Source organism: Brucella ciceri (assembly GCF_041930145.1).
Classification (GTDB): domain Bacteria; phylum Pseudomonadota; class Alphaproteobacteria; order Rhizobiales; family Rhizobiaceae; genus Brucella; species Brucella intermedia.
Map to the genome: position 1 here is coordinate 36,059 of NZ_JBHEEV010000006.1, position 24,253 is coordinate 60,311.

Below are 24,253 nucleotides of genomic sequence, written 5' to 3' on the forward strand. Positions count from 1 at the left end.
CGCCATTCAATCGATTTAAACATCAAGGCAAATACGGCGAAGGCGTGTCTGAAATGGTTTTTTGATGGCGAAATTATGGCTTTTTCGCCTTTTCGCTATTTACAGTTGTGTCCGGATGGCAAAAGGCCGGGTCGCAAAACCCGGCCCCATGTGACCATTGTCTGCGGCGATCAATAATCTTTTTCGTAGAAGATGCCGCCGCTGGAATCGCCTTCCGCACCCAGTGCGCCCTTGGCCTTGAGGTTGCGGGTGATGTCGAGATTGATCGTGCCCTTGGTCGAGCCGCCCGAGCCTGCTTCGACGCCGAGATAGATGTTGTCGCGGATATAACGTCCGGCGCGAACCGCCGTCTGGCCCTTCTCATCCGTCACCACGTCGAGATCGTCGAGACCTGTCCCGGCGCGCAGCTTGTTCATCAGCGAGTTGTTGGAACCGCCCGCAAGTTCGGCTGCGGCAGCGGCAAGCTGTGCGATCTGGAACGCCGACAATTCGCCGATGGAGCGCTTGAAGATCAGCTGCGCCAGCACTTCGTCCTGCGGCAGTTCCGGCGTGGAAGAGAACTTGATGTCGAGATTGTCGACAGTACCCGTCACCGTCACGATTGCCGTGATTTCATTGCCTTCCGAGCGGGCCACGAAGTTGAGCTGCGGATTGAGATCGCCCACCAGCGTGACATGGCCTTCGTCGAAGGTGATGCGCTGGCCGAGAATGCCGATGCGCCCACGGATCATGTCGAAGGAGCCGACCGGCTTGATATCGGTCACCGGCCCGGTCAGGCGAAGGCGTCCGCCCAGTTCCGTATCGAGACCGCGACCGCGCACGAAAATCTGGTTCGGCGCATTGATGAGAACGTCGAGGCGCGGCACGGTCGGGCGCGCTGTCGGGGTCGGCACCCGGCTGCGGCGCGTTTCGACCCGGGCGCGGTCGAGCGTCACCTGAACATTCTTCGGCGTGTTCTTGTGGCGGACCGGGACATAGGCCGCGCCGCCGCCGAGATTTTCCGGCACCGAGATTTCAGCCCTGTCGACGTCGATACGGCCTGAAATCAGCGGATCGCGCATCAGCGGCCCATTGATCGTAATCCCGCCATTGACGGTCGCCACGACCAGCTTGCCGTCGGCATAGCGGGCGCGATCGAGCTTGATCTCGATATTGGCCGGGAAGTTTGCTTCGGCATTGGTCGAGATCGTGCCGCTTGCGGAAACCGATCCGCCGCTGCCGAGCGCGGCATTGACCTGGCGCAGCGTGATGGTTTCGCCATCCATGCTGCCCATGACATTGATATTGTTGAGGCGGACATTGGTATCGGGATCGATGAACGTCGCGCCATTGGTGGAGAACATACCGCGCAATTGCGGACGGTTGAAGCCGCCCGAAACGCTGGCCGTCAGCGTCAGCGTCCCGTTTGCCTGTGCGCCGCGATCCGCGAGGAAGCGATTGGCAAGCGCCAGCGGAACGCTGCCATTGACATTGACGCCGAGCCCCTGCCCCGAGAACGGCACCTTGCCGCTGGCGGTGACATTGAGGCCGCGCGGACCGTCGACGGTGACCGACGAAAAGTCGATGGCCATGGCCGCATAGCTGCCCGCAGCCTGCAAGGTGAGCGGCGCAAGTCCGTTTTCGCGCAGCGGCCGGGCCGCAAGGCCGGTGCCGCGCAGGTTGAAGGTCGCGGCAGGGTTGGTGAGCGGGCCGGTGACCCGCGCCGTGCCGGTGGCATTGCCCGCGAGATCCTGTCCCTTGACCGCACCGTTCAGCGCCGTCAGCGGAAGATTGGCGAGATTGACGTCGAGAGCGAGATCACCTTTTCCAAGCGGCACGCCGCCATTGGCGCGCACATCGATGCCGCCGCCTCCGGTGACATGCGCATCGACATTGAGCCGGTTATTGGCCGAGGTGCCCTTGGCGTCGGCATTGAGAGCAGCGATGCCCTGCTTTTTGAGTTCGGCTGCCGTCACGCCGCGTGCCGCCATGTCGAAGGCGACATTGGGCGCTTCCTTGGTACCGGTGATGCGGGCCGTGCCGTTGACCGTGCCGCCAAGCCCCAGTTCCGGCTTGAACGTATTGGCGAGCGCCAGCGGCAGATTGGAAAGCGCCACCGAAAGATCGAGACGGCCATCGACGACGCCGTTGACCTTGACCTGACCGGCGCTGGCATCCGCGCCCGTATTGATGACGATATCTCCGAAGGAGATTTCCTCGCCCTTCATGGAAATAGTGGCGGGCGCGGCCAGATTGGCGCTGAGCGTGCCCTGCTTCACATTGGCCGAGGCGAGCCCCAGTTCAAAACCGCCATCCTTCGGCTCAAGCGAACCGGCGGCGCTGGCAACCGTGCCGATCTTCAGTCTGGTATTGGCAGTGAAATCGGTTTTCGACCCGGTCGCATTGGCCTTGGCGTCAAAGCTGTCGATGCCGAAGGTGCCGACCATGATGTCGCGCGCCGCAGCATTGCCATCGACCACCGGTACACCGAACAGGTCCCGCGCCGTCAACGCAATATCAGCCGAGGTGATACGGTTGCCATTGACCTTGATGTCCTTGGCGTTTGCGGTGACGGATGCATTCTGGCGACCGTCACTGGCGTCCAGCGTAATGTCGGCATTGGCGGCGCCGGTCGCTTCGGCAAGCGCCAGGGCTGCGGCGGTGGAAATATCCGGGGCGTCGAGCTTCAGCGCGCCCGTCAGGAGACCTTTCGCGTTCTGGGTCACATTGCCGGAAAGATGCGCGCCGCCCGCGTTGAAGACGAGATCGGTCAGGCGCTTTTCGTCATTGACGATATCGATCAGCGTTCCCAGATCGACGCGCTGGCCGTTGAGGAAGGCGCTGCCCGCAAGCTTGCCGGACAAGGCGGCACCCGTCGTGGCGTTGCCGTCGAGCATGGCGTTGAAATCGAGGCCGCCTTCGGAAAGCTTGCGTCCGGCCAGAGTGCCTTGCGGCGCGTCGGCGCGCAATGCGAGCGCGATCAGCTTGTCGTCGCCGCGCGCGCTGCCCTTGACCGTCATCCGGCCCGATGCCTGATCGGAAAGAAGCTTGAGATCGGACAGCATGACGCCGAAATCGAAATTGGCCTTGTCGGAGGCAAAGGAGCCGTTGGCGGTAATTTCGCTCAACTCGTTGCCGATGCGGAAATCGCGCGCCGAAAAGCCTTCCGCGCTGCGGCCAAGAGCCCCGCCCAGCGTAACCGCGCCATCGAGAATGCGGTCGACGGCTTGCGTGCCGGTGCGCATGTTCTGCGCCGTGCCGTTGAGGTCGAGTTGGAAAGCGCCGCTGATCGGACGGACGATGCCCCTGGCGTTGACATCGATGCTGCCCGCAAGGTCACGATCGGCCAGAGCGCCGAAAGGCGCGAGGCTTGCCACCTTGGCGGCGATATCGCCATTGAAGGCGAAGTCGTCGATATTGCCCTTGAGATCAAGGCTGAGACCGTTGCCGGAGATGTTGGCCTGCGCCAGATCGACCGGGGAACCGGCGCGCCATGCGCCGTCGACGGCGAGCGCGATCCGGTTGCCGAGCGCCTCGGCAATTTCGGCGCGTTCCGCCGAAATGCCGTCCACCCCGCCATTGACCTTGAAGGTGATGTGGCGATTGGTGGCGTCATTCAGGTTTTCGGCAACACCGCCCATGTCGAGCGCGATGCTTTCAGCAGAAATCGTGGCGTTCCTGAGACCGGCAATGGCAAGCGTTCCCGTCCAGTCATTGGTCGGGCGATCCCCAAAGGCGACCTGGAATTTCGCATTGTCGATATAGGTTTCAGCGCCCTTGACCGGCAGGAGAACGCGGCCCTTGCCTTCATCGGCAATGGAAGCATCGATGTGCAGCTTGTTCAGGAAGCGGTCATTGCCGGTTTCGGCGGAAGCCTTCAGCTTCAGGGCCGCGCTGTTCAGCGCCAGATCGTCGAGACGGAAACCGCCTGCATCCTTGAGGAAGCCATCGGCGGAGAGCACCGTTTCGGCACCGAAGAAATCGCGGAATACCGGCGGCACCAGAACCGCGATCGGACCGTTGAAACGGGCGGAGAAAACCCGGCCGCCATCGGGCGCCTGACCTTGCCGGACGAGCGTGAACTGGCCCGTCAGCGTGCGGCTGCCATTGGTATCGAGCGCCAGATCGACCTTCAACCCGTCGAGCGGACCGGCGCCCGTCAAGGTGAGATCGACCGGGGGACGGCCATCGATGTTCAGCAGATTGGCGACGATGCCATTGGCCGGTTCCGAGACTTTCAGGTCGAGATCGACCTTCTGGTCGGCATTGGCATAGGCGGCGCGAAGAGCGAAAGTGCCGCCCGGGCCGTCGAGGCGCTTGATATCGAAACTGGAATCCAGCGAGCCATCGGCAAGCGACAGGCGGCCATTGGCCGAGACTTCCGATTCGAGACCGAAAATGTCGGGCCCGAAATGCAGGCGCGCAATGGCGAGCTGGTCGAGATTGATCGAGATCGGCAGTTCCGGCAGGCTGAAGCTGGAGGATTCCGGCGACGGCAGGCTGTTGTCCGGCAATGGCTTGCGGATGACGTCGATGCGTTCGGCGGCAAGCGACTGGATGCTGAGACGCCCGACCAGAAGCGCGGTGCGGCTCCAGTTCAGCTTGGCGTTCTCGATGCGCAGCCACACGCCTTCGCGGTCGGCGATGGTGATCGAGCCGACGGTGGCTTCCGAAGACAGAACGCCGCTGATGCCGGAAATGGAAATGCGGCGGTTGGGCGCGGAAAGCTGGCTTTCCACGAAGGACAGGAAATAGGATTTCTCTTCTTCTGCTGGTGCTTCTGCCTGTTCCTGTCCAGAACCCTGATCTTGAGCCTGAGCGGGAACCTGAGCTTGAGCCTGCGACTGCTTCTGCTGTTCCGGCCAGCCGAAGATGACTGCCGTGACGGCGAAGGCGATGAAGGCGATGATTGCGAGAAATCTGGTCAAAACGCCTGTCCTATACCTACGTACAAGCCATAGCTCGGATCGCCCGAGCGGCGGTTGAGCGGAACGGCGACATCAAGGCGGATCGGCCCGAGGCCGGTCAGGTAGCGCAGACCGCCACCGACGCCGACACGCATCTGTTCCGAGAAATCGGGGAACGACTTTTCGCCGACATAGCCGGCATCGACGAATGCCACCGCCCCGATCGAATCGGTGATGCGGGCGCGCACTTCGCCATTGGCCTCGACGAGTGAACGCCCGCCGACGATCTCGCCATTGCCTGCGCTGACGCCGATATTGCGATAGCCGTAACCGCGCACCGAGCCGCCGCCGCCCGCCAGGAAGAGCTGGCTTGGCGGCAGGTCCGCAGCGGATGCGCCGACTATCGAACCGACCTTCAGGCGACCCGCCAGAATCACCCGGTCCTTCGCGCCGAAACCGTAATAGGTGCGGCCTTCGGCGGTGAAGCGGGTGGCGAAATTGCCATACTGGAATTCATAGAAAGGCTGGATATTGCCTTCCAGATAGAAGCCCGAACTCGGGTCCGGCTTGTTGTTGCGGCTGTCATAGAGGAGATTGCCCTCCAGACCCGCCGTCGTGAAGGTGCGGTCGCCATACACATCGTCGTTGAAGCGGCCATGGCTCGCCTTGGCATAGAGCGCGCCCGACAGTTCATCGCTGAATATCTGCGTGAAACCGGTCTTCGCATTGACCGAGGTTTCGGTATAGGCGTCCAGCACTTCGCGCTTGGCGTCGAGCGATGCGACGAAATCCGTGTCCGGCGTATAGACGCCCGGTTTGGTAAAAGTTGTCCCCAGAAGATAGGTGAAGTTCTTCGGGTCGAAGGAATTGTCCTGCGTGCCGCCAATGCCGCTGACCTTGGCGTCGAAGCGCAGGCGCTCGCCGCGCCCGAACAGGTTGCGGTGCATCCAGTATCCGGTGAGGCCGAAGCCGTCGATGGTCGAATATTCGGCACCGAAGCCGAAGCGGCGCGGCTTGCGCTCCTGCACGTTGAGCGTCATCGGCAGGCTGCCGTCCGGCTCGATCTTTTCGGCTTCCTCGAAGCTCATGGCGCGGAAGACTTCCATGCGGCCGAGACGCTTTTTGGCTTTCTCGATATCGTCGGGATCGTATTCCTGGCCTTCTTTCAGCCCCGTCATCCAGGCGACGAATTGCGGGTCCATGCGCGCCGTTCCGACAACGCTGACCGGCCCGTAATGCGCCTTCTGGCCCGGATCGAGCGAAATATCGGCGGAAACCCGGTTGTCAGCATGATCGGCCACGATGTCCTGATCGGTAACCCGCGCCTTGGCGTAGCCCTGCTGGCGCCATGCCTCGACGGCGAGACGCTCGGCCCGGATGACCGTGCCCGAACGGGCCACCTGTCCCGGTGCAAAACCGGCCTCTTCGGGCGATTGCACGTGATCGCGCTTGTCGACCGGCGGCGGCGCTATGTTGGAGATCGCGGTGCGCGCGAACAGGAATTGCGGGCCGGGATCGACGGTGATCGCGATCTTCGGATCGTTTGGAATATCCGCATCGGGCGGAATTTCGTTCGCCTCGCGGCCATCGACAAGGATGGAAATGGTGCCGCCATAGCGGCCCTCGCCATAGAGCGCGGCCAGGATGCGGCGATAGTCGCCGCGCGCCTTGGCGAGCAGTCCGGCGGAACCCGAAGCGGGTCGCTCCGCATCCGCGACGAGGCCCGACGCGCCTTCGATGATGGATTTCAGATCGGCTTCAGTGCCGTCCGCATTCTTGCGGTCGCCCGTGGTCGTGACCTCGACCGTATAGGTCTTCGGGTCGATGATATCCGGGTCTTCCTTCTTGTCCTCGCCCCACAGGCGGATTCCGAACAGCTCGAATGCCAGCGCAGGCGACACCGTGAGCGAGGAAAAATGCGCCGCCAGCAAAAGCATGGCGATGCTCTTTCCCTGTATCGTCCTGTTACTCCAAGTCATACGCGTTACTGTCCGGTTCCTGTCTATGCGGTCGCCTGGCAGCGTCCCGTTCACACCCCCAGCCCAGGACGTTTCAGGGATTACCATGGGGAGAACAGAACTCCAAGCGACAACGCTAGATATGGACCATTTCAGTCAACGGAGTATTAACGTTACCACACCCCTGCAACCGCTCGCGCAGGTTGAGCGGACAGCGCCGCGCATTCGCCGGTGATTATCGAAAATTCCCAAAAAGCGCGGCCCGCCGGCGGGGTGTCGGCGGGCCGCCCATCAGGTCACGGAGGGAGGAGGATGACCTGACAGAGCCGATTCGATTAGGGGTTGCGATCAGCGGCCAGCATGCATCGGGCGCACATTGCCGAAATGACCGCCGCCGAATCCGCCGAAGCCGTGATTGAATGCGGGCCTGTTGAAACCGGGCCTGTTGAAACCGGGGCGATTGAAGCCGCCGGCGTTGAAGCGCGGCCTTACCGGACCCGGGCCCCAGTAATGGCCAGCCTGCCGGGTCCGCCATGCGGGGCCGACGCCCCAGCGCGGATCCCAGCGATTATGCCCGCCGCGCCAGGACTGGCAGTTACGGCCAATGCAGCCATTGTAGTAGTTCGGGCCGCCGCGCCAGCCTCGTCCCCAATAGCCGGGGCCCCAATAGCCGCCGGTGGCCCAGCCGACACCGAGGCCAGCGCCGAAGCCCGGCGCCCAGCTGTCATAATAGCCATTATCGACGACCACGGTCGTCGTGGACGGCGCGGCATAGGCCTAGCCTCCATAGGAACCGAAGCGGATATAACGCGCCGACACCCAGCCGGTGCCGTTACCGTTATAAACCTGGCACCAGCCGTTGCGGCAGGAACCGGCATTGACGGCGGCACCGGCGGGAAGCGCCGCCAGCCGGGCATAGTTGGCGCCCGGCCCGGAGCGTATATTGACCGCCGCCGAGACATAGGCCGTCGCCGCGAAAGCAACGGCGGGTGTGATCAGAACAACAGCCGCAACGGCGGCGCCGATAACATGATTTTTATTAAGCACTCTCTTAAATAATGACATCGCATATACTCCAGATTTGCGAGTACGCAGAGACGCAATAAAGTATCAAACAAAATCGATACTAGGCCAATATTGGCACAAATGCAAATATCCGACTCAATAATGGTAAATCAATGCCGTATATTATACTTTTCTACACTTGGATAATTCAGCCATAGACTTTGATTTACCGACAACATAGACAATTTTACATAAATTTTACATAAATTTTACTTTAGTTTTAACCATGCGGCCTTGGCTGTCGATCGCGCAAAAGAAAGGCGCCCCGGAATGAACCGGGGCGCCACGCGGCTTTGGGGGGAGAGAGGGAGGATAAAGCCGCGATCACGGGCCGTCAGGCCAGTTGTTTCGCGAGGTTCGCAGAAGCATTCCCCGCAAGCATTGCCATGCAGGGAATGCCCTTGGCGAAGCTTATGGCAGGTTGCGCACGTCTTCCGGCGACATGTACATCGGCATCATATTGGTATCGAGGTGGTGCATGACCCAGATGGAGCCAGCAAGCACGATGGCCAGAATGATGACCGTGAAGATGAGCGCCAGAATGTTCCAGCCGCCTTCCGACTTCGGATCGAGGTGCAGGAAATAAACCAGATGCACCAGGATCTGCACGACGGCGAGACCGAGCACGATGGCGGCGGTGGTCGCGGGCGTGAAGTATCCGTTCATGGCCAGCATGAAGGGAACGACGGTGAGGACGACCGCCAGCACGAAGCCGATCAGATAGGACTTCAGGCTGCCGTGAGCGGCGTGGTCATGTGTTTCGTGTGCAGAGCTCATCACAGTACACCCAGCAGGTAGACAAGGGTAAAGACGCCGATCCAGATGATGTCCAGGAAGTGCCAGAAGAGGCTGAGGCACATCACGCGCGTCTGGTTCTTTTCGGTCAGGCCGTCACGCAGGAGCTGGGCGGAAAGCACCAGAATCCAGATCAGGCCGGAGGTGATGTGAAGACCGTGGGTTCCCACCAGCGCGAAGAAGGCGGACAGGAAGGCGCTGCGGCCCGGACCTGCACCTTCATGGATCAGGTGATTGAACTCATAGACTTCCATCGCGAGGAAGGCTGCGCCCAGCAGGAAGGTGATGCCCAGCCAGAACAGAAGGCCGGCACGGTTCTTCTTGAACATCGAAAGCGTTGCCAGACCATAGGTCAGCGACGACACCAGCAGGAGCATGGTTTCGATCAGGACGAAGTTCAGGTCGAACAATTCACGGCCGGTCGGACCGCCCGCGAACTGGTGCGCCAGAACGGCGTAGGTTGCAAAGAGCCCCGAGAACAGGACGCAGTCGCTCATCAGGTAGATCCAGAAGCCGACCAGCGTGGTCGACCCTGCATCATGATGATCCTCGTGGGCGGGGTGCTCGTTTCCGCCCAGGAACGGAGCGGCGGTTGAAATGCTTGCGCTCATCGGAATCAGGCCTCCTGAGCAGTCAGTTGCCGGGTACGGAGGTCTTCGACTTCCTGCACCTCATCGGCCGAGACGTAGAAGTCTCTGTCATTATTGAAGGAGTGAGCGATGGCAACGGCCAGCACAGCGAGGGCGGAGGCGATCACCAGCCACCAGATGTGCCATACCAGGGCAAAGCCGAGCGGAATGTTCAGCATGCCGATGATGAAGCCGGTGCCGGTGTTCTTCGGCATGTGGATGCGCGCGAATTTTTCGGTGCGGCGCACATAGCCGTTCTGCTTCATGTCCCACCAGCCGTCATGATCGCGCACATGCGGAACTTCGGCGAAGTTGTAGAAGGCAGGCGGCGAAGCCAGCGACCATTCGAGCGTGCGGCCCGTACCCCAGCTGTCGCCATTGTTGTCGCGCAGCTTTTCGCGGTCGCGGATCGAAACAGCGATCTGCAGAACCTGGAACACGATGCCGCAAAGGATGATCGCAACGCCGATGGCGGCAACGATGAGATAGATGTGCCATGCCGGGTTTTCGGTATGGTTCAGACGACGGGTCATGCCCATCAGGCCGAGCACGTAGAGCGGCATGAAGGCGAGGATGAAGCCGACGAGCCAGCACCAGAAGGCGTTCTTGCCCAGACGTTCGTTCAGCTTGAAGCCGAAAGCCTTCGGCCACCAGTAGACGAGACCGGCAAAGCAGCCGAACAGAACGCCCGAAATGATCACATTGTGGAAGTGGGCGATCAGGAACACCGAGTTGTGCAGCACGAAGTCCGCCGGTGGAACCGCGAGCAGAACGCCCGTCATGCCGCCGACGACGAAGGTGCACATGAAGCCGATGGTCCACATGATCGGCGTTTCCATGCGCACGCGGCCCTTGTACATGGTGAAGAGCCAGTTGAAGACCTTCGCCCCTGTCGGGATGGAGATGATCATGGTCGCCACGCCGAAGAAGGCGTTGACGTTGGCGCCGCCGCCCATGGTGAAGAAGTGGTGGACCCAGACGAGGAACGACAGGATGGTGATGGCGACGGTGGCGTAAACCATCGACTTGTAGCCGAACAGGCGCTTGCCGGAGAAGGTGGCCACGATTTCCGAGAAGATGCCGAAGCACGGCAGGACCAGAATGTAGACTTCCGGGTGACCCCAGATCCAGATGAGGTTCACATACATCATCGGATTGCCACCGGCATCATTGGTGAAGAAGTGGAAATCCAGATAGCGGTCGAGCGACAGGAGCGCCAGCGTGACGGTGAGGATCGGGAAGGCCGCGACGATCAGCACGTTGGAGCAGAGCGCGGTCCAGGTGAAGACCGGAACCTGCATCATGCCCATGCCGGGCGCACGCATCTTGATGATGGTGGTGATGAGGTTGACGCCGGAAAGCAGCGTGCCCATGCCGGAAATCTGCAAGGCCCAGATATAATAATCCACCCCGACATCCGGACTGAACTCCTTGCCGGAAAGCGGCGGATAGGCCAGCCAGCCGGTCTTGGCGAATTCGCCGACGCCAAGCGAGATGTTGACGAGGATCGCACCGGCAACCGTGAGCCAGAAGCTGAGCGAGTTGAGGTAGGGGAAAGCCACGTCGCGCGCGCCGATCTGAAGCGGCACGGCGAAGTTCATCAGGCCGACGATGAAGGGCATCGCCACGAAGAAGATCATGATCACGCCATGGGCGGTGAAGACCTGATCGTAGTGGTGCGGCGGCAGGAAGCCTTCATTGGCCCCGGAAGCGAGCGCCTGCTGGGCGCGCATCATCACGGCATCCGAGAAGCCGCGGAACAGCATCACGAGTGCGAGGATGATATACATCACGCCAATGCGCTTGTGGTCGACCGACGTCAGCCAGTCGTTCCAGAGCGGCGCCCATTTGCGGTAGTAGGTTATGGCTGCCAGAATAGCGAGCGCCCCGCCAGCCACCGCGGCCAAAGTGACCATGATGATTGGCTCGTGAAAGGGTATCGCTTCGAGCGTAAGTTTTCCGAACATTTTTATCACGCTTCGATTGGAGCAATTCCGGGACGGCGCATGAAGGCCATCGTTCCGGAACCGCGTGAAACAAGGGATTGAATGCGGATGGCCGCGACCTCTTGCGAGGTCACGGGCCTATCGGCACATCAGTTTTCGAGCTGCGAGAGGCGCTGCGGCTGGACTGCACAGATGATGTCGCTCGCCCACTGGCTGAAATCGACGGGCGAAGACTTGCGCAGGTTGGCGCGTGCTTCGCGGATCATCTGTTGACGATGCATCTCATCGTCGAGGCAGACGGACTTGCCGTCCCAGCAGCGGTTCACGATGTTGTGGAACAGCGCCTGGTCACTATAGGTGAAGAACTGCGGCGGAACCTTCTCGCTCGGCTGGACCAGCGAGGCGTAACGGTCGCGGCTCAGCTCTTCGCCATTCGCCTTGGCCTTCACATCGGCCACCCACTTGTCGAAGTCGGCCTGGTTGTAGGCATGCGCCTTGAAGCGCATCTGGGCGAAGCCCTGACCGCTATAGTTGGCGGAGATACCGTCGAACTCACCTGCATGATTGGCAACCAGATGCAGCTTCGTCTGCATGCTTGGCATGGTGTAGACCTGACTGCCGAGCTGCGGGATGAAGAAGGAGTTCATGATGTTGCTGGAGGTCAGCTTGAAATTGACCGGCACATCGACCGGCATTGCCATTTCGTTGACGGTGGCGATGCCCTGGTCGGGATAGATGAAAAGCCATTTCCAGTCGAGCGCGACGACTTCGACATTGATCGGCTTCGCGTTCGATTCCAGCGGACGATACGGGTCGAGCTTGTGGGTGCTGATCCAGGTGACCGTACCCAGAACCACAATGATCGCCATCGGGATGAGCCAGACGGCAAGCTCGATCTTGGTCGAGTGGTGCCAGTCGGGCTGGTAGTCCGCCTTCTCGTTCGAGGCGCGATACTTCCAGGCGAAGTAGAGCGTCATGAAGATGACGGGAAGCACGACAAGCAGCATGATGCCGGTCGCAAAGAAGATAAGATCGCGTTCTGCCATGCCGACTTCCCCTTTCGGGGACAGAAGGACCTGGTTCTCGCAGCCGGCGAGAAACGCCGTGAGGGCCATGACGGCGAACGAAACGATCGTCCGGGGGGTGCCGTGTTTCATTTGTCTTTCCATCCTGCGCGCAGAGTGTCACCTCCGGTGCATGCGTCATTTCCTAGTTTTCGGTAAATTCTGAAATTTCCAAAAGTACCGTTATAACGAATAGTCGCGTTTGTCACGTGTCTGACGAAAATTGTGCTGGATCGTAATGTCGCGCCCAAAAGCGGCCCTTTGCCGGAACAATCCGGCCCGGTGCCGATGCGGCGCTGTCTTGGAGCGGCCAAGGGCCGCCAGCCATCAGGATGCGGCGCAGCGAATAGGCCCAAAGCGCGGGGTTTGCAAGATGAAAACCACCGTTTTTCGCACGAATGAACGGGATCGTGATGGGATTTTACCGAATCCCCCGTGAACCGAATGCCTCGTGTTTCTCACTGGATTCACGAAAATGCCCAATCGCCACGCGGGTTTAGAGCTTAATGCGACCGGAGTGAAACGAGGATCGATAAGATTATGCTCGAAACAGAATAACCTAGAGCGCCGATCTGATCCAATCAGGTCGAAACGCGCTCTAACGGGGCCTCCCAATGCATAATCCCGATCCTCCGGGTTTCACTCCGGTTGGATTATGTTTTATTGGAATTTCACGTGGGAAGCGGGGGAATTGGGGGTAGAGATGATATTTGCCGAAATGCCGCTCGATGAGGCCGAAGGCGCGATCCTCGGCTATGCGACGACTGCCGGTGCGCTCACCTTGCGCAAAGGCACGGTTCTCGATGCGCTCAACCTCGCCCTGCTGCGGGAGGCGGGCGTAGGCTCGGTGCTGGCCGCGCGTCTGGAACAGGGCGACATCGGCGAGGACGAGGCGGCACTTGCCATCGCGCGCCTAATTGCTTCCGCCGATGTGGAAACCGGCAACGCCACGACCGGGCGCGTCAACCTGCATGCCCGGAAGAACGGCATATTTTTGGCAGATGCAGACCGCATCGATGCCATCAACGCACATGATGCGCGCATTTCCATCGCGACGCTGCGCAACCATGTGCGGGTGGAAGCCGGTCAGATGATCGCCACTGTCAAGATCATTCCTTTTGCCGTGCCGGAGACGCTCCTGCGTGAGATAAGCCTCGATGCGCGGCCCGCGCTGCATGTCTGCGCCTTCAATGGTGCGCGGATCGGCCTGATCCAGTCGCGCCTTCCTTCCATACGCGAGACGGTTCTGGAGAAGACCCGCGAGCTGATGGAAAAGCGTGCGGTCCGCAATGGCGGGACGCTTGTTTGCGAAAAGCGCGTCGCGCACGATCAGGCGGCGCTGGCTGCGGCCATCACGGACGTGGGCAGGGCCTGCGACATCATCGTGATTTTCAGCGCTTCGGCGGTTGCCGACGAGGCGGATATCGTGCCGCAATCGATCCGCATGTCAGGCGGCGAAATCCTGCGCATCGGCATGCCGGTCGATCCCGGCAATCTGCTGGTTCTGGGCCGTCACGACGGAAAATATGTCGTCGCCGCGCCCGGATCGGCGCGCAGCGCCCGCGAAAACAGTCTCGACCGGGTACTGGATCGCCTGATGGCGGGGATTGCGCTTACCGCCGACGACCTGTCCTGCATGGGCGTGGGCGGGCTGGTGCTTTAGCCTTGTTCTTGTTCTGACAGAATCGTCAGAACCGTTTTCGCTATTGGCTTTACCGGGCGCAAAACCGCTTCGCGCTTTTGCTGGAATGCTTTTTGTATTCCGCATTTCCGGACGCAAAACCGCTTCGCACTTTTGCTGGAAATGCTTTTTGTCTTCCGCATTTCCGGACGCAAAACCGCTTCGCGCTTTTGCTGGAAATGCTGGGCGCCGTCCGTGCCACGCCGCGTGGCTCGGCAAAACTCAGATCGCGTAGTCGAACACCAATATGCCTTCGATGCCGCCCTCGGCTGCTTCGACCAGGCTTTTGCCGACCTTCGCGTGCTCGGGATGCGGAAGATAGGCATCACGCGCCGCGCCATCCGCGAAATCCACGACGAAGCCGTGGCGAAATCCCTTTTCGAGATTTTCAGGACTGTTGTTTTCGCCAGCCGTGACCGACAGGATGCCGCCGATCTTGTCCTTGAGCGCGACGACCGACTGCAACCTCTCTTCGATCTGCGCGGCTTCGAGTTCGGGCCTGAATTTGATGAGGACGATATGGCGTATCATGAACCGCTTTCCTGACTGAAGAAGATCGCGCCGCCTCCGGAAATGGCGGCAGGCAATGTCTTTCATAAAGCATTTTCAGCAAAAATCCGAAGGCAGCTCCCGCTTGCAGGAGACATGCGCTCGACGCGAAAAAGGCCGGGCTGAACCCGACCTTCCGCTTTCACCTGAGTTGCGCCAGTACATCCGTGGTCACGATCCCAAGTGAATTCCCGATACGCATATGGATATAACCCGTCTGCGTTTCAGGAATATGACATTGCGGGCAGTGGCCAGATTGCTCCAAAACCGGTCCAACCCGGCCCTGCCCCGACAGTTTCGGCCCCAAACCGTGCCGGCAACTGCCGTATTCCCGTGCGAGCGCCGCATCGCGCCCAATTCCGTCGGCATCCATCCCGCTTCGCGGTCCGATGCCTGTCCCGCAGAACTTGCCGTCAGGCCGCCATCGGCGCTTCAGCCAGTTCGGGATGATTGTAGTTCCATACCTCGATCAGGCATTGCCGCATCAAATCGAGATCGACCGGACCGATCCGGCTCAATACGAGATCGAGTTCGTCGGGCTCAACGCCCCGGTTGAGTAACTCAACAATTGCCTCGATCAGAATTCTTTTATCGTCAAATCTGTAGCGCTGCATAAACCTGCTCCGCTAACTGCCCCATCCATGGTCGCAGATTAAACAGACATGGTTAACCGAAGCTTAAGCCACGAAAAACCGCCCGTTCAACCGACACCCCACACCGGCCTACGCTTGTTCCAACAAATTTCCCGCACGAAACTGCGGGACCCTAATTAAAAAATAACTTAAACATAAACATCAAACTCTTGCCTCCAAGGACAAGATTAGGTCAAATTTTTAGTATATTTTCCGCGAAAACCAAAACGAAAATTTCTACGCGGTTTATTTTATTATATTCTTTCATTCGGATGAGGCCATTATGTCGTTCTTTCGCAGATATATCGATTGGTCCTTTACTTACGTCCGGCTGGCCGGGCTTGGGCTGCTCATCGGCGGAAGCGTCATCGGTGGTTATCTCTATACGCTGCAATATAAGGGCAATATCCACGCCATCGTCGTCGGGCAGGCCTATCGCTCCAACCAGCCCGACCCCGCGCGCATCGCGTCAATGCAGAAGCTTTACGGCATAAAGACGATCATCAATCTGCGCGGCGCCGAACCCGGATCGAAATGGTACGATGAGGAGATCGCCGCCGCGAAGACGCTCGGCATCAGCCACACCGATTTCGCAATGTCATCCAGCAAGCAACTCAATCCTGCACAGACCAGACAGTTGATCGCGCTGATGCAGAATGCGGAAAAGCCGGTGCTCATCCATTGCAAATCAGGCTCCGACCGCACGGGGCTTGCTGCCGCGCTCTATGTGGCGGCAATCGCCAAGGGCAGCGAGAGCAAGGCCGAACGGCAATTGTCCATCGCCTACGGGCATTTCGGTTTTCCGCTGAGCCCAACCTATGCGATGGAAAAGACATTCGAGGCTATCGAAGCCGAACTCGGTTATACCGGCTCCTGACCCTGCCGCTCCACAAACGCAAAACGCCGGGGCGAAACCCCGGCGTTTTCTGTTTATTTGAGCCGCGCATCTTATCCGAAAACCGTTTCACACTTTTCGGGATGCGCTCTCTTTCAGGCAATGACCTTATTCGAGGCCGACGATCTTGCCGCCATCCCACTTGAAGATGTCGAAGCTCGGCGAGCTGAGGTCACCGCTGGCGCCGTAGGTCAGCGTGCCGATAGCCGTTTCGATCGGCTTGCCGTCATGCAGAGCCTTGGCGACGGCAGCCGAGTCATCGGCGGAGCCGGCGCGTTCGATGCCAGCCTTGATGACTTCCACGGCGGCATAGGCGTTCATGGTGAAGGCTTCAGCCGGGATGTTCTTGGCCTTCAGGGCCTCGATGGCATCCTTGGAGGCCGGGTTCTTGGTGGCATCCTTGGCGTTGGTGAAGAGCGTGCCCTGCGCGTTGGTGCCGCCGATTGCCCAATATTCGGTATTGGACAGGCCTTCGCCGCCGAGAACCAGGGCCTGGAGGCCGGCGTCGTGCAGCTGGCGCGACAGGAGACCGCCTTCGGCATGGTAGCCGCCGAAATAGACCACTTCGGCACCGGCAGACTTCAGCTTGGTGACGAGCGCGGAGAAATCCTTGTCGCCCGGCGTGACGGAATCATAATGCACTTCCGTGACGCCGCCCTTGTTGATCGCCGCCTTGAAAGCGTCGGCCAGACCCTTGCCGTAGGCGCCCTTGTCGTGGATCACGGCGACCTTCTTGTCCTTCAGGTTCTTCAGGACGTAATCGGCCATGACTTCGGCCTGCTGGTCGTCGCGACCGCAGGTGCGGAACACGTTTTCCAGATTGCGCGCGGTCAGGTCCGGGCCGGTGGCGGTCGGGGTGACCATCAGGACGTTGTTTTCCGCGAAAACGTCGGAAACCGGAATGGCGACGCCGGTCGTGACCGGGCCGACAACGAACTTGATGCCGTCGCCGACGATCTGGTTGGCGGCGGAAACGCCCTGCTTCGGTTCACCGGCATCGTCGGCAAACTTCAGAACGACTTTCTCGCCCTTGATGCCGCCAGCCTTGTTGATGACTTCGACGGCGGTTTCCGCGCCCTTCTTCACCTGGTCGCCGAAAGCGGCGACAGGACCCGTCAGCGGTGCAACGACGCCGATGGTGATGTCTGCATAGGCGGCGCTGGCAAAGCCGAGTGTAGCTGCGAAAGCCACGCTGGACAGAAGTTTCAGGTTCATTCTTTTTCTCCTTTGGTGGGGCGGCGTCCTCCGACGGCCCCGAGACAACCCTTGCCGGTCAAATCTCAGCGCATCCGCGCTGCCGAATTGCCGGGCCCTCCCTTTTGTTCATCGCATGATCTCAAAGGGGTGATCCAGAGCGCCAGACGCTCCAAATCATATGCATCAACGCGCATCTTGCCCGAAAACCGTTTCACACTTTTCGGGATGCGCTTCAAAGCACGCCACACCGCTGCCTCGAAGAGGCCGGAGCCATAATATTATCCGAAATAGCATCCGCCCTTTCGGAATCATGCTCCGGAACGGGAGCGAGCTTTCATGATGTAATAAGAATGCATTTCCGGCTTCCGATTGCAAGGGGCCAAGTACCCGCAAATACAACGAAAAACCGCCTCCTCCTAACTGGCTCCTCCCTCCTTCTTCCATGATGGTGATCTCTTCGCAAAAAAGGCCGCGATCCCTTCCGCGGCCTCCGGTGTCTCCCATGTGTCGGCAAGGCGGGTGAGCGTCATGTCGATCACCGCTTCGTCGATCGGCGCGCCCAGCGCATGGACCAGCCGCTTGGATGCGGCAACGGCTGCGGGCGCGGTGGCGAAATAGGGTTTGATCTCCGCCTCCACCGCCGCATCAAGACGCTCCGCCTCGACCACATCGTGCAACAGCCCGATGCGCCGCCCCTCCTCGGCATCGAACAGCCGCGCCGAGGTGAATGTGCGCAGCGCATTGGCCTGGCCGATACGCGCCACCACATAGGGGCTGATGGTGGCCGGTATCAGGCCAAGCTTCGTCTCCGTCAGCCCGAAGCGCGCGCCGGAAATACTGATTGCCGCATCGCACACGCTGATGAGGCCGACGCCGCCGCCATAGGCCTGCCCGTTGATGCGACCGATCAACGGCTTCGGCAGGTCGCGCAGCGCTTTCAGCATGAGGGCAAGCTTGCGCGCCTCCTCGATGCGCTGCGTGCGCGTCGCCTTGACCTGCTCCTGCATCCAGCCAAGGTCGCCGCCCGCGCAAAAGCTCGCGCCCGCGCCGGTCAGGATCACGATGCGCACGGCTTCATTATCCGCCAGATGCAGCGCTGCCGTCGTCAGCTCATCGATCATCAGGCCGGACAAGGCATTATGCTGGTCGGGCCGGTTGAGCGTCAGCGTCGCGACGCCGCGCTGATCGACAGCGATTTGAAGCGTCTCGAATTCCTTCATGCGGCTTTATCCTGACGCAGGCTTTGCGCGAACACGGAAGCCTGCTTCAGCTTGTCCAGATCAAGGCCGGTTTCAAACCCTGATCCATGCAGCATTTCGACCACGGCAACCGTATCGACATTGCCCCTCGCGCCCGGCGCAAAGGGACAGCCGCCAAGACCGCCAACCGATGCATCGAACACGCGCAGGCCTTTTTCCAGACTGACGCGGATATTGTCGAGCGCCCGCCCGCCAGTGTCGTGATAATGACCGGCAAGGCTGTGCGCCGGTGCGATGGCCAGCACCGCATCGAGCATGGCGGCCACCTTGTCCGGCGTGCCGCGTCCGATCGTGTCGCCAAGGCTCACCTCGTGACAGCCGAGCGAAAAGAGCTGCTCGGTCACATCGGCAACCGCCTGCGGGGCCACCGGCCCGTCATAGGGGCATTCGACCACGCAGCTTACATAGCCGCGAATGGCCAGGCCGTCATTGATGGCGGCACCGATGACCGGAGAGAGGCGCTCGATGCTCTCCGCGATTGAGCAGTTGATATTGGCCTTTGAAAAACCTTCCGAGGCGGAAATGAAAACCGCAATCTCATCGACATTGGCGGCAGCAGCACCCTCATAGCCCTTCATGTTGGGCACCAGCGCCGAATAACGCACGCTGTCGGCGCGCCTGATCCCGGCCATCACTTCCGTGCTGTCGGCCAGTTGCGGCACCCATTTGGGGCTGACGAAGCTTGTCGCCTCAATGCGCGAATAGCCGCAATCGGACAGGCGGTCGATCAGCGCGATCTTGTCGGCTGTCGGCACAAACCGCTTCTCATTCTGCAGGCCATCACGCGCAGCCATTTCAACGATTTCCACGTGTTCAGCCATGTTGCTCCTCCAATTCGACCAGCAATGCACCTTCACTGACCTGATCGCCCGCCGCAACGGTTACGGATGCGATCTTGCCGTCGCGCGGCGCGGTCAGTGACAGTTCCATCTTCATCGCCTCCATCGTCACCAGCGGATCGCCCTTGGCGACGCTTGCACCTTCCACGACGGAAACCAGCGCTACCCGCCCCGGCATCGGCGACAGGATGCGGCTTTCGCTCGAAGCATCCTCTTCCGCGCCTATCGACTGCACATGATGAAATATGGTGTCCCGGCCCTCGAATTGCACCGTCACATCATGCCTGATGCGCGAGACCGAGGCCTCCCTCATGCGGCCATCGACAGCAAAACGAACCAGCCCGTTTTCATGGGCGCGGATTTCCAGTTCGCCGAAGGCGAAGCCAAAATGTCCGCCGCCTCTGGCCGTAAAGCTGACCATGCGGCGCTCGCCGTGATGATCGAGCAGAACCGAGCGCGATGCCTCGCCCCAAAGCCGGAACCCGCGCAGGTTCGTCCATGGATCACGTGGGGGATCACCTTCTTGCGGCGCATCAAAAAGGTCGAGCGCACCAAGCGCGGCCAGCGCAAAGGCAATATCCGAAGGCGGCTCAGCGGTGAAAAGCGCCGCCGCCTCGCGCCCGATCAGGCCCGTATCGACATCGCCGGTGCGGAAAGCTTCGAGCTTGCAAAGCGCCGAGAGGAATTGGCGATTGGTGACGAGGCCGGCAATCCGGGTCTTGTTTAGTGCCGCATCAAGCCGGTTCAGCGCCTCATCGCGCGTTGCGCCATGGGCGATGATCTTTGCGATCATCGGATCATAGAACGGCGTGATAGTATCGCCGGTTCGCACACCCGAATCGACACGGGCATTTTCAGGCGGTGCGAACAGAGCGAGCTTGCCGGTGGCAGGCAGAAAATCACGCGCCGGGTCTTCCGCATAAAGCCGCGCCTCGAAGGCCCAGCCGTTTATGGAAAGTTCGTCCTGACGTTTCGGCAGCGCCTCGCCGGAAGCCACACGCAATTGCCATTCCACCAGATCAAGCCCTGTGATGGCTTCCGTCACCGGATGCTCCACTTGCAGGCGCGTGTTCATTTCCATGAAGAAGAAGCGGTCCGGTCGCAGCCCTTCCGATACATCGGCGATGAACTCCACCGTGCCCGCACCGCAATAACCGATGGCGAGCGCGGCCTTCACCGCCGCTTCGCCCATGGCGGCGCGCATTTCCGGCGTCATGCCGGGTGCAGGCGCCTCCTCTATCACCTTTTGGTGGCGGCGTTGCAGCGAGCAATCACGCTCGAACAGATGCACGGCATTGCCGTGGCTGTCGCCAAAGACCTGCACCTCGATATGGCGCGGCTTCGCCATGTATTTTTCGACCAGCACGGCGCCGTCGCCAAAAGAGGCTTCCGCCTCGCGCCGCGCACTGGCGAGTGCTGCCGCGAAATCGTCTGGCTGATCGACACGGCGCATGCCCTTGCCGCCGCCGCCCGCGCGCGCCTTGATGAGCACCGGATAGGTGATGCGGTCGGCCTCGCTTTTGAGGAAGGCGCCATCCTGATTGTCGCCATGATAGCCCGGAACGACAGGCACGCCTGCCTTTTCCATCAGCGCCTTGGCGGCATCCTTCAGCCCCATGGCGCGAATGGCCCTGGCCGATGGGCCGATGAAGACAAGCCCGGCGGCTTCAACCGCATCCACAAAGCGCGCATTTTCGGACAGGAAACCATAGCCCGGATGGATGGCCTCAGCGCCGGTTTGCCTTGCGGCCTTGATGATCGCCTCGACATTCAGATAGCTCTGCGCGGAAATGGCAGGGCCGACCCGCACCGCCTCGTCAGCCATCTCGACATGCAGCGCACCGGCATCCGCATCGGAATAAATCGCAACCGTTGCAATGCCCAGTTTGCGCGCCGTCCGGATGACCCGACAGGCAATTTCTCCGCGATTGGCAATCAGTATTTTGCTAAACATGTGATTGCCTCACATTCTAAACAGGCCGAAACGCGTCGGCTCGACCGGCGCGTTCAGCGTGGCGGAAAGCGACAGGCCCAGCACTTCGCGGCTCTTGCGCGGATCGACGATGCCGTCATCCCAGAGCCGCGCCGAGGCATAGAGCGGGTGGCTCTGGCGCTCGAACATCTCCAGCGTCGGGCGCTTGAATTCCGCTTCCTCCTCCGCCGACCATGTGCCGCCCGTGCGCTCGATCCCGTCGCGCCTGACGGTTGCAAGCACGCCTGCCGCCTGTTCGCCGCCCATCACCGCGATACGGCTGTTCGGCCATGTCCACAGGAAGCGCGGCGAATAGGCCCGCCCCGCCATGCCGTAATTGCCCGCGCCATAGGATGCGCCGATCAGCATGGTGATCTTCGGCACATTGGCGGTTGCCACCGCCGTCACCAGCTTGGCGCCATTCTTCGCGATGCCTTCGGCCTCGTATTTGCGCCCGACCATGAAGCCGGTAATGTTTTGCAAGAACACCAGTGGAATATTGCGCTGGCAGCAAAGTTCGATGAAATGCGCGCCCTTCAGCGCTGCTTCCGAAAACAGCACGCCATTATTGGCAATGATGCCGACCGGCATGCCATAGACGCTGGCGAAACCGCACACCAGAGTGGTGCCGTAGCGCGCCTTGAATTCATCGAAATCCGAACCGTCGACCAGCCGTGCGACCACCTCGCGCACATCATAGGGAATGCGCGTATCGGCGGAAACGACGCCCAGAAGCTCCTCCGGGTCGTAAAGCGGGGCAGCGCCATCGCCGCGCGAAATGAAGCCGCGCTTCTCGCTGTTGAGATTGGCGGCAATGGCGCGCGCGATCTGCAAGGCATGGGCGTCATCATTGGCCAGATGATCGGCGACACCGGAAAGCCGCGTGTGCACATCGCCGCCGCCGAGATCTTCCGCGCTCACCACCTCGCCGGTTGCAGCCTTGACCAGGGGCGGGCCTGCCAGAAAGATCGTGCCCTGACCGCGCACGATCACCGTTTCGTCGCTCATGGCGGGCACATAGGCACCGCCTGCCGTGCATGAACCCATGACCACGGCGACCTGTGGAATGCCCGCCGCCGACATCTGCGCCTGATTATAGAAGATGCGCCCGAAATGGTCGCGATCAGGGAAAACTTCGTCCTGATTGGGCAGGTTGGCCCCGCCGGAATCGACCAGATAAATGCAGGGCAGACGGTTTTCGCCCGCGATTTCCTGCGCACGCAGGTGCTTTTTCACCGTCACCGGATAATAGGTGCCGCCCTTCACCGTCGCATCGTTGCAGACGATCATGCAGTCGCGGCCCGACACGCGCCCAATTCCGGTGATGATGCCAGCCGAAGGAGCCGCCCCGTCATACATGCCATGCGCCGCCGTCAGCCCCACTTCGAGAAAGGGAGAACCCGGGTCGAGCAATTGCGCCACGCGCTCACGGGGCAGCAGTTTTCCGCGCGAAACATGGCGTTCGCGGGCTTTCTCGCCGCCGCCGTCGATCGCAATGCGCGAGGCTTCCGCCACCACGTCGATTGCCGCAAGCATCGCCTTGCGGTTGGCCTCGAAGCTGGCGCTTCGGGTGGAAATTTCGGATTTGAGAACCGCCATCAACGGGTCTCCTGAAACAGTTCCCGCCCGATCAGCATGCGCCGGATTTCCGATGTGCCTGCGCCGATTTCATAAAGCTTGGCATCGCGCAGCAGGCGTCCGGTGGGATAATCGTTGATATAGCCATTGCCGCCCAGCGCCTGGATCGCCTGCAAGGCCATCTGCGTGGCGTTTTCCGCCGTATAGAGGATGCAGCCCGCCGCATCCTTGCGCGAGGTCTCGCCCCGGTCGCAGGCAGCCGCCACCGCATAGGTATAGGCGCGTGAGGCGTTGAAGGTCACATACATGTCGGCAAGCTTGCCCTGCATGAGCTGGAATTCGCCGATCGGCTGGTCGAACTGCTTGCGCTCATGCACATAGGGCACCACGACATCGAGACACGCCGCCATGATGCCGAGCGGCCCGCCCGCCAGCACCACGCGCTCATAATCAAGGCCCGACATCAGCACATTGACGCCCTTGCCCTCGACCCCCAGCAGGTTTTCGGCAGGCACTTCGCAATCCTCGAACACCAGTTCGCAGGTGTTGGAGCCGCGCATGCCGAGCTTGTCGAGCTTTTGCGCGGTCGAAAAGCCCTTGAAGGTTTTTTCGACGATGAAGGCGCTGATCCCGCGCGGGCCTGCCGACGGATCGGTCTTGGCATAGACCACCAGCACATCGGCATCGGGGCCGTTGGTGATCCACATCTTGTTGCCGTTGAGAATATAACGCTCGCCGCGCTTTTCGGCGTGAAGCTTCATCGAAACGACGTCGGAACCGGCTCCCGGTTCGGACATGGCCAGCGCGCCGACATGCTCGCCGGAAATGAGCTTCGGCAGATATTTCTCGCGCTGTCCGGGCGAGCCGTTGCGGGTGATCTGGTTGACGCAGAGATTGGAATGCGCGCCGTAGCTGAGGCCGATGGAAGCGGAAGCACGGCTGATTTCTTCCATCGCGATGCAATGGGCAACATAGCCCATGCCGGCGCCGCCATAGTCTTCAGGCGCGGTGATGCCAAGCACGCCAAGCTCACCCAGTTCACGCCACAGATGCATGGGAAATTGATTGTTGCGGTCGGTTTCAGCGGCCAGCGGCGCAATGCGGCTTTCCGCAAAACGGCGCACCGTATCGCGAAGGGCTTCGATCTCCTCGCCAAGACCGAAATTCATGCCCCCCCAATTTTGGCCCGATGCAAACATACTCGTCCTCCACAAGTTCTGCCCGGCGACCATCCTCTGCAGGATGGCTTATGTTGAAGGCAGAGTGTCCCGTGGCGGTCAAATAGGCAATGGCCTTGCGTGGCGTTCT

The 24,253-nt window shown here is 60.7% G+C and carries 16 protein-coding genes and 1 pseudogene; 2 read left to right on the forward strand and 15 right to left on the reverse strand.

Annotated elements, in window-relative coordinates; all coding sequences use genetic code 11:
* Positions 1 to 170: 170 nt before the first annotated feature.
* From JNC63_RS13220 to cyoA, 7 genes and pseudogenes are all read right to left on the reverse strand, one after another.
* A complete protein-coding gene (locus tag JNC63_RS13220; RefSeq protein WP_063619905.1) occupies positions 171 to 4,907 on the reverse strand; it encodes a translocation/assembly module TamB domain-containing protein in 4,737 nt (1,578 codons plus the stop codon).
* Positions 4,904 to 6,865 (reverse strand): autotransporter assembly complex protein TamA, encoded by a 1,962-nt coding sequence (locus tag JNC63_RS13225; RefSeq protein WP_425393938.1) that lies wholly within the window; start codon positions 6,863 to 6,865, stop codon positions 4,904 to 4,906. Before JNC63_RS13225 ends, JNC63_RS13220 begins: the two co-directional genes overlap by 4 nt.
* 327 nt (positions 6,866 to 7,192) lie before the next feature.
* Positions 7,193 to 7,909, reverse strand: a pseudogene (locus tag JNC63_RS13230) (SH3 domain-containing protein).
* Between the two features lie 411 nt (positions 7,910 to 8,320).
* On the reverse strand, positions 8,321 to 8,686 hold the full coding sequence (cyoD, locus tag JNC63_RS13235) for a cytochrome o ubiquinol oxidase subunit IV (protein WP_006471211.1): 366 nt from the start codon (positions 8,684 to 8,686) through the stop codon (positions 8,321 to 8,323).
* Entirely contained in the window at positions 8,686 to 9,315 is a 630-nt protein-coding gene (cyoC, locus tag JNC63_RS13240) for a cytochrome o ubiquinol oxidase subunit III (protein WP_006465767.1), read from the reverse strand. The genes cyoD and cyoC overlap by 1 nt, the downstream gene beginning before the upstream one ends.
* Positions 9,316 to 9,320: 5 nt before the next feature.
* Positions 9,321 to 11,300, reverse strand: coding sequence for a cytochrome o ubiquinol oxidase subunit I (gene cyoB / locus JNC63_RS13245; RefSeq protein WP_006471212.1), 1,980 nt, complete (start codon positions 11,298 to 11,300; stop codon positions 9,321 to 9,323).
* A gap of 128 nt (positions 11,301 to 11,428) precedes the next feature.
* A complete protein-coding gene (cyoA, locus tag JNC63_RS13250; RefSeq protein ID WP_006471213.1) occupies positions 11,429 to 12,436 on the reverse strand; it encodes a ubiquinol oxidase subunit II in 1,008 nt (335 codons plus the stop codon).
* Between the two features lie 610 nt (positions 12,437 to 13,046).
* Between cyoA and JNC63_RS13255 the strand changes: the two genes are divergently transcribed.
* On the forward strand, positions 13,047 to 14,006 hold the full coding sequence (locus JNC63_RS13255; protein ID WP_063619902.1) for a molybdopterin-binding protein: 960 nt from the start codon (positions 13,047 to 13,049) through the stop codon (positions 14,004 to 14,006).
* A gap of 240 nt (positions 14,007 to 14,246) precedes the next feature.
* Here the strand turns inward: JNC63_RS13255 and JNC63_RS13260 are convergent, their stop codons facing one another.
* Complete coding sequence (locus JNC63_RS13260; RefSeq protein WP_025090690.1) at positions 14,247 to 14,555, reverse strand: Dabb family protein; 309 nt, start codon at positions 14,553 to 14,555, stop codon at positions 14,247 to 14,249.
* A gap of 431 nt (positions 14,556 to 14,986) precedes the next feature.
* Entirely contained in the window at positions 14,987 to 15,187 is a 201-nt protein-coding gene (locus tag JNC63_RS13265; RefSeq protein WP_006465760.1) for a hypothetical protein, read from the reverse strand.
* 301 nt (positions 15,188 to 15,488) lie between these two features.
* Here JNC63_RS13265 and JNC63_RS13270 point away from each other — a divergent pair, with 301 nt between their 5' ends.
* Positions 15,489 to 16,082, forward strand: coding sequence for a tyrosine-protein phosphatase (locus JNC63_RS13270; RefSeq protein WP_063619901.1), 594 nt, complete (start codon positions 15,489 to 15,491; stop codon positions 16,080 to 16,082).
* Between the two features lie 126 nt (positions 16,083 to 16,208).
* Here JNC63_RS13270 and JNC63_RS13275 read toward each other — a convergent pair whose 3' ends face one another.
* The 6 genes from JNC63_RS13275 to JNC63_RS13300 form a co-directional block, all read right to left on the reverse strand.
* Positions 16,209 to 17,315, reverse strand: coding sequence for a branched-chain amino acid ABC transporter substrate-binding protein (locus JNC63_RS13275; RefSeq protein WP_021587691.1), 1,107 nt, complete (start codon positions 17,313 to 17,315; stop codon positions 16,209 to 16,211).
* 398 nt (positions 17,316 to 17,713) lie between these two features.
* Positions 17,714 to 18,517 (reverse strand): crotonase/enoyl-CoA hydratase family protein, encoded by an 804-nt coding sequence (locus JNC63_RS13280; RefSeq protein ID WP_063619900.1) that lies wholly within the window; start codon positions 18,515 to 18,517, stop codon positions 17,714 to 17,716.
* A complete protein-coding gene (locus JNC63_RS13285; RefSeq protein WP_063619899.1) occupies positions 18,514 to 19,377 on the reverse strand; it encodes a hydroxymethylglutaryl-CoA lyase in 864 nt (287 codons plus the stop codon). Before JNC63_RS13285 ends, JNC63_RS13280 begins: the two co-directional genes overlap by 4 nt.
* On the reverse strand, positions 19,370 to 21,349 hold the full coding sequence (locus JNC63_RS13290) for an acetyl/propionyl/methylcrotonyl-CoA carboxylase subunit alpha (protein WP_063619898.1): 1,980 nt from the start codon (positions 21,347 to 21,349) through the stop codon (positions 19,370 to 19,372). The genes JNC63_RS13285 and JNC63_RS13290 overlap by 8 nt, the downstream gene beginning before the upstream one ends.
* Positions 21,350 to 21,358: 9 nt before the next feature.
* On the reverse strand, positions 21,359 to 22,966 hold the full coding sequence (locus JNC63_RS13295) for a carboxyl transferase domain-containing protein (protein ID WP_063619897.1): 1,608 nt from the start codon (positions 22,964 to 22,966) through the stop codon (positions 21,359 to 21,361).
* The gene (locus tag JNC63_RS13300; protein ID WP_031347170.1) at positions 22,966 to 24,114 is read right to left on the reverse strand and encodes an isovaleryl-CoA dehydrogenase; all 1,149 of its coding nucleotides are present in this window, start codon (positions 24,112 to 24,114) and stop codon (positions 22,966 to 22,968) included. Before JNC63_RS13300 ends, JNC63_RS13295 begins: the two co-directional genes overlap by 1 nt.
* Positions 24,115 to 24,253 lie beyond the last annotated feature (139 nt).

Excerpts from the sequence above, each read along its gene's own strand:
- JNC63_RS13225 (WP_425393938.1), bottom strand. The coding sequence starts at position 6,865 with ATGACTTGGAGTAACAGGACGATACAGGGAAAGAGCATCGCCATGCTT.
- JNC63_RS13255 (WP_063619902.1), top strand. The coding sequence starts at position 13,047 with ATGATATTTGCCGAAATGCCGCTCGATGAGGCCGAAGGCGCGATCCTC.
- JNC63_RS13260 (WP_025090690.1), bottom strand. The coding sequence starts at position 14,555 with ATGATACGCCATATCGTCCTCATCAAATTCAGGCCCGAACTCGAAGCC.
- JNC63_RS13285 (WP_063619899.1), bottom strand. The coding sequence starts at position 19,377 with ATGGCTGAACACGTGGAAATCGTTGAAATGGCTGCGCGTGATGGCCTG.
- JNC63_RS13265 (WP_006465760.1), bottom strand. The coding sequence starts at position 15,187 with ATGCAGCGCTACAGATTTGACGATAAAAGAATTCTGATCGAGGCAATT.
- JNC63_RS13270 (WP_063619901.1), top strand. The coding sequence starts at position 15,489 with ATGTCGTTCTTTCGCAGATATATCGATTGGTCCTTTACTTACGTCCGG.
- JNC63_RS13290 (WP_063619898.1), bottom strand. The coding sequence starts at position 21,349 with ATGTTTAGCAAAATACTGATTGCCAATCGCGGAGAAATTGCCTGTCGG.
- JNC63_RS13300 (WP_031347170.1), bottom strand. The coding sequence starts at position 24,114 with ATGAATTTCGGTCTTGGCGAGGAGATCGAAGCCCTTCGCGATACGGTG.
- cyoB (WP_006471212.1), bottom strand. The coding sequence starts at position 11,300 with ATGTTCGGAAAACTTACGCTCGAAGCGATACCCTTTCACGAGCCAATC.
- cyoC (WP_006465767.1), bottom strand. The coding sequence starts at position 9,315 with ATGAGCGCAAGCATTTCAACCGCCGCTCCGTTCCTGGGCGGAAACGAG.
- cyoD (WP_006471211.1), bottom strand. The coding sequence starts at position 8,686 with ATGAGCTCTGCACACGAAACACATGACCACGCCGCTCACGGCAGCCTG.
- cyoA (WP_006471213.1), bottom strand. The coding sequence starts at position 12,436 with ATGAAACACGGCACCCCCCGGACGATCGTTTCGTTCGCCGTCATGGCC.
- JNC63_RS13280 (WP_063619900.1), bottom strand. The coding sequence starts at position 18,517 with ATGAAGGAATTCGAGACGCTTCAAATCGCTGTCGATCAGCGCGGCGTC.
- JNC63_RS13275 (WP_021587691.1), bottom strand. The coding sequence starts at position 17,315 with ATGAACCTGAAACTTCTGTCCAGCGTGGCTTTCGCAGCTACACTCGGC.
- JNC63_RS13295 (WP_063619897.1), bottom strand. The coding sequence starts at position 22,966 with ATGGCGGTTCTCAAATCCGAAATTTCCACCCGAAGCGCCAGCTTCGAG.